Source organism: Sphaerisporangium sp. NPDC049003 (genome assembly GCF_043197795.1).
Taxonomy (GTDB): domain Bacteria; phylum Actinomycetota; class Actinomycetes; order Streptosporangiales; family Streptosporangiaceae; genus Sphaerisporangium.
In genome coordinates, this window is the sequence record NZ_JBICTU010000027.1 from 51,141 (window position 1) to 65,034 (window position 13,894).

General features: G+C 70.7%; 10 protein-coding genes. 5 read left to right on the plus strand and 5 right to left on the minus strand.

Annotated features, from left to right (window positions below):
• Positions 1–112 precede the first annotated feature (112 nt).
• From ACGFIV_RS27650 to ACGFIV_RS27660, 3 genes are all read left to right on the plus strand, one after another.
• A complete protein-coding gene (locus ACGFIV_RS27650; protein ID WP_392838127.1) occupies positions 113–2,908 on the plus strand; it encodes an aconitate hydratase in 2,796 nt (931 codons plus the stop codon).
• 471 nt (positions 2,909–3,379) lie between these two features.
• Positions 3,380–4,576 carry a cytochrome P450 gene (locus tag ACGFIV_RS27655; protein ID WP_358560292.1) on the plus strand — a complete coding sequence of 399 codons (1,197 nt, stop codon included), beginning with the start codon at positions 3,380–3,382 and terminating at the stop codon, positions 4,574–4,576.
• 153 nt (positions 4,577–4,729) lie between these two features.
• Positions 4,730–5,272 (plus strand): XRE family transcriptional regulator, encoded by a 543-nt coding sequence (locus tag ACGFIV_RS27660; RefSeq protein ID WP_358560290.1) that lies wholly within the window; start codon positions 4,730–4,732, stop codon positions 5,270–5,272.
• Positions 5,273–5,309: 37 nt separating this feature from the next.
• Here the strand turns inward: ACGFIV_RS27660 and ACGFIV_RS27665 are convergent, their stop codons facing one another.
• From ACGFIV_RS27665 to ACGFIV_RS27685, 5 genes are read right to left on the minus strand one after another with little or no spacing between them, the layout of a single operon-like run.
• A complete protein-coding gene (locus tag ACGFIV_RS27665; RefSeq protein ID WP_358560288.1) occupies positions 5,310–6,377 on the minus strand; it encodes a peptidase C39 family protein in 1,068 nt (355 codons plus the stop codon).
• 14 nt (positions 6,378–6,391) lie between these two features.
• Entirely contained in the window at positions 6,392–8,113 is a 1,722-nt protein-coding gene (locus tag ACGFIV_RS27670) for a dipeptide ABC transporter ATP-binding protein (protein ID WP_392838128.1), read from the minus strand.
• Positions 8,110–8,937 (minus strand): ABC transporter permease, encoded by an 828-nt coding sequence (locus tag ACGFIV_RS27675; protein ID WP_392838129.1) that lies wholly within the window; start codon positions 8,935–8,937, stop codon positions 8,110–8,112. Before ACGFIV_RS27675 ends, ACGFIV_RS27670 begins: the two co-directional genes overlap by 4 nt.
• Positions 8,934–9,920, minus strand: coding sequence for an ABC transporter permease (locus tag ACGFIV_RS27680; protein WP_358552464.1), 987 nt, complete (start codon positions 9,918–9,920; stop codon positions 8,934–8,936). The genes ACGFIV_RS27675 and ACGFIV_RS27680 overlap by 4 nt, the downstream gene beginning before the upstream one ends.
• Positions 9,890–11,524: an ABC transporter substrate-binding protein gene (locus tag ACGFIV_RS27685; protein WP_392838130.1), complete on the minus strand. Its 1,635-nt coding sequence runs from the start codon at positions 11,522–11,524 to the stop codon at positions 9,890–9,892. The genes ACGFIV_RS27680 and ACGFIV_RS27685 overlap by 31 nt, the downstream gene beginning before the upstream one ends.
• Positions 11,525–11,771: 247 nt before the next feature.
• Here ACGFIV_RS27685 and ACGFIV_RS27690 point away from each other — a divergent pair, with 247 nt between their 5' ends.
• Complete coding sequence (locus ACGFIV_RS27690) at positions 11,772–12,461, plus strand: TSUP family transporter (RefSeq protein ID WP_392838131.1); 690 nt, start codon at positions 11,772–11,774, stop codon at positions 12,459–12,461.
• 230 nt (positions 12,462–12,691) lie between these two features.
• Complete coding sequence (locus tag ACGFIV_RS27695; protein WP_358552470.1) at positions 12,692–13,810, plus strand: substrate-binding domain-containing protein; 1,119 nt, start codon at positions 12,692–12,694, stop codon at positions 13,808–13,810.
• Positions 13,811–13,894: the final 84 nt, after the last annotated feature.

Sequence of the window (13,894 nt, forward strand, 5' to 3'; positions counted from 1 at the left end):
CCTAACTGGTGATGGCACTCCACCGGTGCGGCAGGATCTATGGGGCGAACCAGGAAAACTGTGTGCCCCACCATCAGTGGCGATGAGCGTGAAATGAGGGAGGCGAGTCTCCGTGTCCGCGAACAGCTTCGGCAGCCGTGACACCCTCCGCGTCGGTGACGCGGCTTACGAGATCTACCGGCTGGACGCCGTCGAGGGGTCGGAACGCCTCCCGTACAGCTTGAAGATCCTGCTGGAGAACCTGCTGCGCACGGAGGACGGCGCGAACATCACCGCCGACCACATCCGCGCGCTCGGCGGGTGGGACCCCACCGCGGCGCCGAGCGTGGAGATCCAGTTCACGCCCGCCCGCGTGATCATGCAGGACTTCACCGGCGTGCCCTGCGTGGTCGACCTGGCCACCATGCGCGAGGCCGTACGCGACCTCGGCGGCGACGCGAGCAAGATCAACCCGCTCGCCCCGGCCGAGATGGTCATCGACCACTCCGTCATCGTCGACTTCTTCGGCGGCCCCGACTCCTTCCAGCGCAACGTCGACCGCGAGTACGAGCGCAACCACGAGCGCTACCAGTTCCTGCGCTGGGGCCAGACGGCGTTCGACGAGTTCAAGGTCGTCCCGCCGGGCACCGGCATCGTGCACCAGGTCAACATCGAGCACCTCGCCCGCGTCGTCATGATCCGCGACGGCAGGGCCTACCCGGACACCTGCGTCGGCACCGACTCCCACACCACCATGGAGAACGGCCTCGGCGTGCTCGGCTGGGGCGTCGGCGGCATCGAGGCCGAGGCCGCGATGCTCGGCCAGCCGATCTCCATGCTCATCCCGCGCGTCGTCGGCTTCAAGCTCACCGGCCAGCTTCCTCCGGGCGCGACCGCGACCGACCTGGTCCTGCGGATCACCGAGATGCTGCGGCAGCACGGCGTCGTCGGCAAGTTCGTCGAGTTCTACGGCGACGGCGTGACCGCCGTGCCGCTGGCCAACCGGGCCACGATCGGCAACATGAGCCCCGAGTTCGGCTCCACCTGCGCGATCTTCCCGATCGACGGCGAGACGGTGAAGTACCTCAAGCTCACCGGCCGCAGCGCCGAGCAGGTCGCGCTGGTCGAGGCGTACGCCAAGGAGCAGGGCCTCTGGCACGACCCTTCCGTCGAGCCGGTCTTCTCCGAGTACATCGAGCTCGACCTCGCGACCGTCGTCCCGTCCATCGCCGGCCCGAAGCGCCCGCAGGACCGCATCGCGCTGTCCTCGGCCAAGGAGACCTGGCGCCACGACGTGCGGGTGTTCGTCCCTGACGCCAACGGCACCGACGAGGAGGGCAAGGAGTCCTTCCCCGCCTCCGACTCGCCGGCCTCCAACGCCAGCGCCGACGGGCACGACAAGCAGGAGGACAAGCCGGCCGCCGCCACCGAGCCCGGCTCGGAGGCCGGCCGCGACCGCCCGCGCAGGCCGACCCCGGTCACGCTGGCCGACGGCACGTCGTTCGAGCTGGACCACGGCGCGGTGGTCATCGCCGCGATCACCTCCTGCACCAACACCTCCAACCCGTACGTCATGATCGGCGCGGCCCTGCTGGCCAGGAACGCCGTCGACAAGGGGCTCACCCGCAAGCCGTGGGTGAAGACCTCGCTGGCCCCGGGCTCGCAGGTCGTCACCGGCTACTTCGAGCGCTCCGGGCTCACGCCCTACCTCGACAAGCTCGGGTTCAACCTCGTCGGCTACGGCTGCACCACCTGCATCGGCAACTCCGGGCCGCTGCCCGAGGAGATCTCCGAGGCCGTCCAGTCCGGCGACCTGGCCGTCACCGCCGTGCTGTCCGGCAACCGCAACTTCGAGGGCCGGATCAACCCCGACGTCAAGATGAACTACCTCGCCTCGCCGCCGCTGGTCGTCGCGTACGCCCTGGCCGGCACGATGGACCTCGACCTGGACACCGAGCCGCTCGGCACCGGCGCCGACGGCGAGCCGGTGTTCCTGGCGGACATCTGGCCCTCCACCGAGGAGATCGCCGAGGTCGTCAACTCCTCGATCGGCGAGGACATGTTCAAGCGTGACTACGCCGACGTGTTCAAGGGCGACGAGGCATGGCGCTCGCTGCCGATCCCGACCGGCGACACCTTCGAGTGGGACCCGGCCTCGACGTACGTGCGCAAGGCGCCGTACTTCGACGGCATGCCGAGCAAGCCGGAGGCCGTGACCGACATCCACGGCGCCCGGACGCTGGCGCTGCTCGGCGACTCGGTGACGACCGACCACATCTCCCCGGCCGGCTCCATCAAGTCCGACTCGCCCGCAGGGCGCTACCTCAAGGAGAACGGCGTCGAGCTGAAGGACTTCAACTCCTACGGCTCCCGGCGCGGCAACCACGAGGTCATGATCCGGGGCACGTTCGCCAACATCCGCCTGCGCAACCAGATCGCGCCGGGCACCGAGGGCGGCTTCACCCGCGACTTCACCAAGGACGGAGGCCCGGTCGTAGCGATCTACGACGCCTCGGTGAACTACCAGGCGGCCGGCGTCCCGCTGGTCGTGCTGGCGGGCAAGGAGTACGGCTCCGGCTCCTCACGCGACTGGGCGGCCAAGGGCACGGCCCTGCTCGGCGTCCGCGCCGTCATCGCCGAGTCCTACGAGCGCATCCACCGCTCCAACCTGATCGGCATGGGCGTCCTCCCGCTGCAGTTCCCCGAGGGCGAGAGCGCCGCCTCGCTGGGCCTGACGGGTGAGGAGACCTTCGACATCACCGGTGTCGAGGAGCTCAACTCGGGCACCACCCCGGCGACCGTGACGGTCAAGGCGGGGGACCGGGAGTTCCAGGCCGTCGTGCGCATCGACACGCCCGGAGAGGCCGACTACTACCGCCACGGCGGCATCATGCAGTACGTCCTGCGCTCCCTGCTCGCCAAGAGCTGAGCAGGGTAAGGCGGGGCCGAGGCCTCGCCCTCGGGGGTTCACTCCGACACACAGGACGGCCCGGCGGAACACCCATCCGCCGGGCCGTTCCGCTGCCCGCGCCGGGTGCCGATGGCCGCCTCCGCGTCAGGCCGCGTCGCGGGGGTCACAGGACGCGCCGCTTTTCTTCTGAACCCGCTACAGCTCTTTGTGTGGATATTGCGAAATAAATAGGGTTGGAATGGGTTCTGTTGATGGTTCAGGTGATTGTTGCACTCTGCTCGAACTGGCGCGATTCTCCTTTTCCGATGGGACCGGACGGTACGCGGTCAGGCGTCCGGCAGGCGTCCTAGCTGCCCTGATGTCCATGGACGGCCGCTCGTCCGCCGGAGGCTCGATGGGGTGGGCGAAATTTACCACACCGGATAGTTCCTTTCATTCAGGGAAATATCGCAGCTTGTAGGGTCTTGTGGAGAAAGGGAGGAACGCATCATGACGCACGCGATGTCGAACCCCGTCACCCTTCCCCTGGACCGCCAGAATCCCTTCGACCCGCCGCGCGATCTGCGCCGGTGGCGCGAGGAGGGGCCGATCCGGCCGATGCTCTACACCGACGGGCACGTGGGCTGGCTGGTGACCGGCCACGCCGCCGCCCGCGCGGTGCTCGCCGACCCCCGTTTCAGCACCGATCCCGACCTGCTGCACCCGCCGGTCGGCGAGCGGGTCACCCAGGAGCTGATCGCCGAGGTGCCGGGGTTCTTCCTGCAGGAGGACCCGCCCGAGCACACCCGCTTCCGCCGGCAGCTCACCGGCCACTTCACCGTGCACCACATGAAGCGGCTGGAGCCGAGGATCGAGAGGATCACCGCGGACCGGCTGGACGCCATGGAGCAGGCGGGCCCTCCCGCCGATCTGGTGGAGGAGTTCGCGCTGCCCATCCCCTCCCTGGTCATCTGCGAGCTGCTCGGCGTGCCGTACAGCGGGCACCACCGGTTCCAGAGCCGGTCGCGGGTGATGCTCGACCTCGAATCGACGCCCGGGCAGGTGCGGGAGGCGATGGACGACCTGATGGGGTACATGCGGGAGCTGGTGGTCCAGAAGCGCGCCGAGCCCGGCGACGACCTGATCAGCAGCCTGGTGTCGGCCCGGCGGCTCACCAAGGACGAGATCACCGGCGTGGCGATGCTCCTGCTGGTCGCGGGCCACGAGACCACCGCCAACATGCTCGCGCTTGGCACGTTCACGCTGCTGCGGAACCCCGTCCAGCTGGCCGCGCTGCGCGACGACCCCTCCCGGGCCGCGACCGCCGTTGAGGAGCTGCTGCGCTACCTCACCATCGTCCACGTCGGCGTCGTGCGCGCGGCACGGGAGGACGTGGAGATCGAGGGCCAGGTGATCAAGGCGGGGGAGACGGTGACGGTGTCCCTGGCCGCCGCCAACCGTGACCCCGGCCATTTCGAGGACCCTGACACGCTCGACCTCACGCGGCAGGGGACGGGACATCTGGCCTTCGGCCACGGCGTCCACCAGTGTCTCGGGCAGCAGCTCGCCCGCGTGGAGATGCGCGTCGGATACCCAGCGCTGCTGCGCCGCTTCCCCGGCCTGCGACTCGCCGTGCCTCCCGAGGAGGTGGCGACGCGCTCCACCATGGCGATCTACGGCGTGCACCGGCTGCCGGTCGCCTGGTAGCGGGCGCCCGCACGGGGACGGCGTCCCCGCCGCCCGTCACGACGTCGCCGCCTCCGCGCCCGCGGGCGCGGCCCACTAGGCTGGGCGCGTGGCAGGGCGAGCAGGCGGGCGGCGGTGGCGCGAGCCGGCCGTACGAAGGCCGGTGATAGGTGAGTGAGCACTCTCTCAGAGCAGGTGCGGGCCGCGATAGCGAGCAACGTCAGGCACGCTCGGCGCACGAGGGGGCTCAGCATCCGAGACCTCGCCGACCGGTCCGGTTTCAGCAAGGCGCTGCTGTCCCAGCTCGAACGCGGCCTGGCCAACCCGACGGTGGAGGTCCTGTCGGGTCTCGCCGAGGCGCTGGAGCTGTCCTTCGCCGACATCACGCGCACGCCGCTGTTCGAGCCGCAGGTGATGCGGAGGGCCTCGGCCGACGAGGCCGCGCGCACGCTGCTCAGCTCGATGGACCGCCGCCGGTTCGAGATCTACGAGTCCGTGCTGCCACCGGAGCACACCCATGAGAGCGCGCCGCACGGCCGGGGCTCGGAGGAGTTCGCCTACGTGCTGTCCGGCGCCGTGACATTGGAGATCGCGACCTGGCAGGTTCGGCTGCGCTCGGGCGACACCGTCCGGTTCCCGGCCGAGACCGAGCACAGCTACAGGACCACCGCGCGGGCGACCCGGTTGCTGACCCTGGTCTCGATGCCTTCCGACTAGGGCACTCGGCGACGGCGACGGCCCGCCGGAGGGACCGTCAGGCCGGGCGGAGCACGACCATGCTCCGGTAGCTCGGCGCGCCGTACCACGCGAGCCGGTCCAGGGCGGCCGAGGGCAACGGCAGGTCGAGGGCGTCCACGTAGGTCTCGCCGAGGTCGGCGTCGGTCCACGGGTCGTTGGCGTAGAAGACGTCACCGTCCACGCTGTGCACGGTGATCCAGTGAGGGCTGCTTTCCGCGTGCATTCCCAGTTGCTCGATGAGCACCAGCGCGATGCCGCCGTCGGCGAGCGCGCCACGCAGCCGGTCGAGGCCGAACGCCGCGGTCTCGACGGCGATGCCGCGATCGGCCAGCTCGTTCCTGAACCCCGCCTGGATGAACGCCCGCATGTCGCGCTCCTCGTCGGTGCGGCACAGTTCGAGCAGGACCGGCCCCTCGGCCGACAGCAGCACCTCGGGCGCCGCGCCGCGCCCGGCGGCGGCGACGGCCAGCCCGAGCGGATCGCATCCGCCCACGGTCGTGGCCTCGCGCCACAGGCGCATCTCCTCGGCCCGGTCGGGCTCGCCCTGCAACCCGAGAGCGCAAAGACCCATCTGGAGCGCCACGGGTCCGCAGGTGAAGTCCGTGGTCTGCCGCATGTAGCGCAGAGCACGGCCGGGCGCCCTGTCACGCCATCGCACCTGCCCGAAGCCGGTATCCGCCGGGTCCTCGGTGACCGGTCCCGCCCACGTGGGAACCGGAAGTTCGCGGTAGCCGCGATCCAGCGACCGCTCCCAGGCGGCGTCCCTGGCGGCGAACCACCGCTTGACCGCGACGGCGCCGTCCTGGAAGGCCCGGTCCTCGACGGTGGTCACCAGCGCGTCGGCCACCTCCTCGTCCGCCGCCCAGACGTCGACGATCTTCCTGTAGGCCGTCATCGGCCGGTGCGCCTCGAAGGCCGCCCCGACGAGGGCGTCACCGGAACGGACCGTGACGAGCGTGCGCACCTGGGCGCCCCCGGCGCGCCGCCATCGGCGCAGGAGCTCCTCGGGCAGGCCGAGGATCCCGTCGGCGACGCGCCCGACGTCACCGGTCACGGGCAGCACATCGACACGTGGTTCAGGCATGGGGGGAAAACCTCCTACTGCGCCGCCGGGATCGAGGCCAGCAGCTGTCGGGTGTATTCGTGTGCGGGGGCTCCCAGCACGGAGCCGACGGGGCCGCTCTCCACGACGCGACCCCGGCGCATCACGTAGACGCGGTCCGCGATCTGCCGGGCCACCGCCAGGTCGTGGGTGATGAACAGCAGGGTCAGCCCCAGCTTCCCGCGCAGGTCCGCGAGCAGGTTGAGCACCTGGGCCTGGACGGACACATCGAGCGCTGACACCGGCTCGTCGCAGACCAGCAGGTCCGCGCGAGGGGCGAGGGCACGCGCGATGGCCACCCGCTGGCGCTCGCCGCCGGACAGCGCCCTCGGTCTGCGGCCGGCGTACGCGGCGGGCAGCCCGACGAGTTCGAGCAGCTCCCCGACCTCGGACCTCGGCCGCCCGGCCGCGGCGAGGGCCTCGGCCAGGGACGTGCCGACGGTCAGTCCCGGATTCAGGGCGGAGTAGGGATCCTGGAAGACGATCTGGACCCGCCCGGCCCCGGTGCCCGCGCCGTGGAAGCCGATCCGGCCGGAGTCCGGCCGTTCCAGGCGTACGACGCACCGGGCGAGGGTGGTCTTGCCCGAACCGGACTCGCCCACCACCGCGACCGATTCGCCCGCCGCGACCTCAAGGTCGACCCGGTCCAGGGCCGGCGCGGCGGCGCCGGGGAAGCGCTTGGTCAGCCCTTGGACGGTGAGCAGCGGCGGCCCGGGGCGCGCCGTGACCGGGTCGTCCCCGGCCGGACGCCCCACGGCCGGGCCGGCCGAGACCGCCCGCGCCGCCGTCTCCGGGCGCACGCACGCGGCCCGATGCCCGGCGGCGACCTCGACTAGGTCCGGCTCCGCCGCGAGGCACGCCTCGGCGGCGAAATCGCACCGGGGCGCGAAGGCACACGAGGCGCCGACGGCCGACGGCCGGGGGACCGAGCCGGGAATCGTCGGCAGGGCCGGGAGCCGGTGCGTGATCGGGGGGTCGCAGGCCGCCAGCCGCGCGGTGTACGGATGCGCGGGGGCGTGCATCACGTCGGCGGTCGGTCCCTCCTCGACCAGCCGACCGGCGTACATGACCATGATCCGGTCGGCCCGGCTGCGCGCGAGCCGCAGGTCGTGTGTGATCAGAATCAGTGCCATGCCGCGGTCGCGCTGGAGTCCGGCGACGATCTCCAGCACCTCGTGCTGGGTGGTGACGTCCAGGGCCGTGGTCGGCTCGTCGGCGATCAGCAGGTCGGGATCGGCGGCGAGCCCGGCGGCGATGGCCACTCGCTGGCGCATGCCGCCGGAGAGCTGGAAGGGGTACTTGCCGGCGACCTCGGCGGACAGCCCCACCTCGGCCAGAAGCCGCGCCACGCGCCCGGCGCGGTTCCCCCGGCCGGGGATCGCCCAGCCGATCTGCTCGCCGCAGCGATGGACCGGGGACAGCGAGGTGAAGGGGTCCTGGAGCAGCAGCGCGATCCTCGACCCCCGGACCTCGCGCCACGGCGTCCCACGGGCGGCCAGGTCGAGCCGCCTGCCGCCCAGCTCCATCCGCCCGCCGGCGTGAACCCCTTCGGGTAGCAGCCCGACCAGCGCCTTCACGGTCATCGACTTGCCCGAGCCGGACTCGCCCACGATGGCGACCGTCTCGCCGGGGGCCACGGCGAGATCGAGACCGGAGACGATGACCCCCGAGCCGGAGGTGACCCGGAGATCGCGGACGGTGAGCATCGGCGCCGTCATCGGGCCACCACCTGTCGTTCGAGCCGCTCGGAGAGCCAGTCCCCGAGGAGGTTCACCGCCGTGGCGGTCAGGATGATCAGCAGCCCGGGGATCACGGCGGCCAGCGGGTTGTCGCCGAGCAGCTCGCGGCCGTCCGCGAGCTGGCGTCCCCAGTCGGGGGCGCCGGGCGGGACGCCGAGGCCGAGGTAGGACAACGACGACAGCGCGACGAGCGCGAACGCGACGTTCAGCAGGAGGTTCGCGATCACGATGGGCAGGATGTTGGGAGCGATGTGCCGGAACATGATCCGGGAGGGCCGGACGCCGAGGACCCGGGCCGACTCGATGTAGGGACGCGGAGCCTGCTCGATGACGGCGCCGCGCACCAGCCGTACGTCCGACGGGGAGAACAGCACGATCAGCACGGCGACGGTGACCCAGTAGCCCCTGCCGATGATGCCGGCGACGACGATGGCCAGGAGCACCGCGGGGAGCGCGAGCAGCAGGTCGGCGTAGCGGCCGGCCAGCAGGTCGACGATCCCGCCCCGGTAGCCCGCGACGGTGCCGAGGAAGAACCCGATCAGCATCGACCCCACAGCGACCACGAGCGGGCCGACCAGCGCGGAACGCGCGCCGGCCAGCGAGAGCTGGAGGATGTCCCTGCCGAGCTGGTCGGTGCCGAACAGGTGTCCCTCGACGCCGCCGGCGACGACCCCGAGGTAGATGTCCTGGTCCAGCGCGTGCGGGGCGATGAGCTCCCTGGCCGCCGCGCAGATCGCGACGAGGGCCAGCAGCGTGGCCGACAGGATCGCGACCACCGGCGGGCGCCGCCTCGGACCGCTCATCGCCGCACCGTCCTCGCCCGTACACGGGGATCTATCAGCAGGTAGGACAGGTCGACCAGGAGCGCCGTCGCCGAGACCACGAGGGCGACGACGAGGGTCAGCGCCTGCACCACGGGGATGTCCTTGAACAGCACCGCCTCCTGCATCAGCGACCCGAGGCCCGGCAGGGCGAAGGTGACCTCGATGAGCACGGTGCCACCGAACAGGTACGCCACCATCAGGCCGAGGCTGGTGACGATCGGGATGGCCGCGTTACGCAGCACGATCCGCAGCACCGCCCGCTCGGACAGGCCGCGGCCGCGGGCGAAGGTCACGTAGTCCTGGCCGAGTTCGCGGATCACGGCGGCCCTGGTCAGCTTGACGACGAAGGCGCCGAGGCCGAGCGCGAGCGCCACCGCGGGGAGGACCAGATGCCAGAGGGCGTCGGCGAACCCGGCGCCTGTTCCGTAGATGGGGAACCAGCCGAGGCCGAGCGCGAACACGTACAGCAGCAGCAGCCCGACCGCGAAACCGGGGGCGCTGACCCCGACGACGGACGCGGCGACCAGCAGCCGGTCGAGCCGGTGGCCCCGCCGGACGGCCGTCGCGATCCCCGTGGGGACGCCCACGAGAACGGACATCAGGAACGCGAGCCCGGCCGTGGCCGCGGTGACGCCCGTCTTGCCGAGCATGAGCGACCCGATGGGGCCCCCGGTACGGATGGAGGTGCCGAAGTCACCGGTGACCGCGTGGGAGAGCCACCGCCAGTACTGCCAAAGGAACGGCTCGTCCAGGTGGTAACGGGCACGGACCTGTGCCAGCGCCTCGGGCGTGACGTTCCGCGTGCCGAGCATGTTGCGGGCGACGTCGCCGGGGGCCAGGTAGAGGAGCGTGAACACGAGCAGGGACAGCGCGAGCAGCAACAACAGTGTCGCGCCGGCCCTGCGCAGCACGAAGGCGAGGACGGGCCGGTTCACTTCGCCGCGTACAGGTGTCCGGGCCATCCGGCGAGCATGGTGTAGGAGGTGTAGTCCTTCACCCCGATGGCGCTGGTGAACGCGACCGCGGCCTGCCCCCACCACAGCGGGAGGTAGGCGAGGTCGGCCGCCTGTGCCGCCTGCGCCTCGATGAGCAGCTTGGCCCGCTTGGCCTGGTCGGCCTCCCGGCCCGCCTCGGCGGTCGTCGCCGCGGCCCGCTTGCCGGCGTACTTGGCCGGGTTGCCGTCGGCGAGGAACCAGCTCGCGAGCTCCCCGGGGTCGCCGGTGGTGTTGAAGTACCACATGAAGCTCAGCGGGGGGAAGGTGTTCAGCTCGGCGAGCCACTGCTCGATCGGCAGCTCCTTGACGTCGAGCGTGATCCCGATCTTCTTCAGGTCGGCGGCGAACGCCAGCGCGGCCGTGCCCAGGTGGGGGCCGGTGTTCGGGTAGGAGAGGGCGGCGGTGAACCCGCCGGGCACCGAGGACTGGGCGAGCTCCTGCCTGGCCTTATCCAGGTCGTACTCGTACTGCGGGATGGCGGCCAGCTCTCTGGCCGCCTGCTCCGGCGTCCACAGGCCGCCGAACTGCTCCGGAGTCGAGAGCGCGGTGGCGACCTGGCCCCGGCCGCGCAGGATCTTCTCGACGACGGCGTCGCGGTTCACGGCGTGGGCGATGGCCTTGCGGACGTGGACGTCGTCGAACGGCTTGGCCGACACGTTGAACGTCAGGCCGGCGTAGGAGCGGTCCGGCGCGTAGACCACCCGCGTGCCGGCCACCGCCTCCCACTGCCGGGACTGGGCCAGGGGCACGTTCAACGACATGTCGGTCTTGTTCGCCTTCCATGCGAGCAGGCGCGTGTTGTCGTCGGCGATGAACTCGAACCGTATTCTGGCGACCTTCGGCCTGGTCCCCCACCAGGTGTCCACGCGCGTGAACTCCACGTGCGAGTCAGGGGCGAAGCTCGTGACCTTGTACGGCCCGGACCCGACGAGCGGCGTCTGGACGCCGCCGATCTGGCCCTTGGCCTTCTCCCAGACGGCCTTCGGCGCGACCCACAGGGCGTCGGCGTTGGACGGCAGCCACGCGAACGACTCGGCGGCGGTCTTGCTGGTCAGGGTGATCTCGCCTTCGCCCGACCTCACAGCCTTGTCGAGCCCCGCCCAGTATCCGGCGGTGCTGGGCGAGACCTTGGCGTCCCTGGCCATCTCGATCGAGGCAAGGACGTCCTCCACCGTGACCGGGCTGCCGTCGTGGAACCGGGCGCCGGCGCGGATCGTGTAGACGTAGGTCGTCGGTGACGTGCGCTCGAAGCTCGACGCGAGGGCCGGGACGATCTTGCCGGACGTGTCGACGCCGACCAGGCCCTCCATGCAGATCCCGGCGACGTAGTAGTTCAGGATGCCGGACTCCTGGCCGGGATAGAGGTTCGACAGCGACCCGGGCAGCGAGACCCGGAGCAGCTCGATGTCCCTGCCGGTGTCGGTCCCGGCGGAGGCGTTCCCGCCTGACCGCGCCGGCGGCGCCGGCGACGCGCCGCACGCCTCCAGAAGAGCCGGGATGGCCAGGCCCATGACGGCCGCCTTCAGCAGACCGCGGCGACTGTGGACGCCACGCTCGACGATTCCCTCCATGCCACACCTTCCCGGCACAGTGATCTGTCTACCAGAACATCCCAAATGGATAGATGCAGTAAACACCATGCAGGTACCCGCCTACTAGGGGCATACCTACTGAAAGAGGGGGAAAAGGGGGGTGAGGTGCGACACAGACCGTGGCCCGCCCCCTGAACGGCCCGGATAACCCGTTGCGGGTGAGGGGCTGTCACCGTCTACGGTGCCCGGCGTGAGCCATGAGATGTTCCTACTTTTTCTGGGCGGTTTGGCGGTATTTGTCGGGGCCGTGGTCCAGGGCGGGGTGGGGTTCGGGCTGGGGCTGGTGGCGGCGCCGATCATCACGGTGCTCGACCCCACCGTGATGCCGGGCGCCATCCAGATCGTCAACGTCACGCTGCCGCTGTTCACCCTGGCCACCGAGTGGCGCATGGTCGACTGGCGCGGTCTCGGCTTCGCGCTGCTCGGCAGGCTGCCGGGCGGCGCCGTCGGCGCGTTCGTCGTCGTCTACGTCAGCACCCAGGCCCTCGGGATCCTCGTCGGCGCGATGGTGCTGGTCGCGGTGGCGGTCACCGCGACGGCGGTCGCGATCCCGAGGAACGGGGCGACGCTGACCGCGGCGGGCTTCGTGTCCGGCGTCACCGGGACGGCGACCGGCATCGGGGGCCCGCCCATGGGGATCGTCTACCAGCACGCCGCGGGGCCGCGCATCCGGGCGACCCTGGCGATGTACTTCTTCCTCGCCGCCGCGCAGTCCCTGGCCATCCTCGCCGCGGTGGGCAAGCTGCCCGGCCGGTCGGCGGTCGCGGGCGCGGCGCTCATCCCTTTCATGGTCGTGGGCTTCGCCGTCTCCGGACCCCTGCGCCGTTTCCTGGACGGCGGGCGCGTACGGGCCGGGATCCTCCTGGTGGCCGCTGCCTCGGCCTTCGTGCTGATCACGCAGAGCCTGGCCGGTTAATCTTGCGTTTCCTGATTGTTACCGGCGGCAACAAACTTTGACCGCCGGAGGTCTGGCGCGCGGGCTCACAGAGGAATACGTTGCCGCAAACAACATTCAAAGAAACGGCCAAGCCGAGACCCGGTCGAAGCCGTTGCCTCCCCCCGGCCAGAGCTCGGCCGGGCACCCCCAACAGACCCCCACGCCACCCCACGAAGTGGCCATTCATGCAGAAAGGACCCGGTGCACCTATGCGCAAGGGGATCCTCGGCCTGACAGCCGCCGCGGCGGCGCTCTCTCTCGGTCTCACCGCCTGCGGGGGCGACAGCGGCGACACGAGCACGGCCCAGAACACCGGCGGCGCCTCGTCGGCCGCCGCCAAGCCGGGCAAGATCGGTGTCATCCTTCCCGACAGCAAGTCGTCGGCCCGCTGGGAGACCGCGGACCGCAAGTACCTCGAAGAGGCGTTCAAGGCCGCCAACGTGGCCTATGACATCCAGAACGCCCAGGGCGACAAGACCGCGTTCCAGACCATCGCCGACCAGATGATCACCAACGGCGCCACGGTCCTGGTGATCGTGAACCTGGACAGCGGCACCGGCAAGGCCGTCCTGGACAAGGCCAAGTCGCAGGGCGTGGCCACGATCGACTACGACCGCCTGACACTGGGAGGCAGCGCCTCCTACTACGTGAGCTTCGACAACACCAAGGTCGGCACCCTGCAGGGCGAGGGCCTCGTCAAGTGCCTGACCGACAAGAAGGCCGACAAGCCGCTGATCGCCGAGCTGAACGGCTCACCGACCGACAACAACGCGACGCTGTTCAAGGCCGGATACGACGGCGTGCTCAAGCCGAAGTACGACTCGGGTGACTACAAGAAGGGCCCGGACCAGTCGGTGCCGGACTGGGACAACACCCAGGCGGGCACGATCTTCGAGCAGATGCTGACCGCCGAGCCCAAGATCGCGGGCGTTCTCGCGGCCAACGACGGTCTCGGCAACGCCGCGATCGCCGTCCTGAAGAAGCAGAAGCTCAACGGGAAGGTCCCGGTCACCGGCCAGGACGCGACCGTCCAGGGCCTGCAGAACATCCTCGCCGGCGACCAGTGCATGACGGTCTACAAGGCGGTCAAGAAGGAGGCCGACGCCACGGCCGAGCTCGCGATCTCCCTGGCCAAGGGTGAGAAGCCGACCGTCAGCGGATCGGTGAAGGACACCGAGACCGGCCGCGACGTCCCCTCGGTCCTGCTGGACCCGCAGGCGATCTTCGCCGACAACGTCAAGGACGTCGTCGCCGACGGATACGTCAGCAAGGACGAGCTGTGCACCGGCGACTTCGCCGACAAGTGCACCGAGGCCGGAATCCAGTAGCGAGGTCCGGTAAGGCATCGTGCCCCCGGGGAGGCCTCCCGAAGAGGCCTCCCCGGGGGGCCGCGCGAGCCGTGCCGTCAGTCT

Bases quoted from the DNA above. Each gene is read 5' to 3' on its own strand.
- ACGFIV_RS27655 (WP_358560292.1), top strand. From the start codon at position 3,380: ATGACGCACGCGATGTCGAACCCCGTCACCCTTCCCCTGGACCGCCAG.
- ACGFIV_RS27665 (WP_358560288.1), bottom strand. From the start codon at position 6,377: ATGCCTGAACCACGTGTCGATGTGCTGCCCGTGACCGGTGACGTCGGG.
- ACGFIV_RS27670 (WP_392838128.1), bottom strand. From the start codon at position 8,113: ATGACGGCGCCGATGCTCACCGTCCGCGATCTCCGGGTCACCTCCGGC.
- ACGFIV_RS27675 (WP_392838129.1), bottom strand. From the start codon at position 8,937: ATGAGCGGTCCGAGGCGGCGCCCGCCGGTGGTCGCGATCCTGTCGGCC.
- ACGFIV_RS27680 (WP_358552464.1), bottom strand. From the start codon at position 9,920: ATGGCCCGGACACCTGTACGCGGCGAAGTGAACCGGCCCGTCCTCGCC.
- ACGFIV_RS27685 (WP_392838130.1), bottom strand. From the start codon at position 11,524: ATGGAGGGAATCGTCGAGCGTGGCGTCCACAGTCGCCGCGGTCTGCTG.
- ACGFIV_RS27695 (WP_358552470.1), top strand. From the start codon at position 12,692: ATGCGCAAGGGGATCCTCGGCCTGACAGCCGCCGCGGCGGCGCTCTCT.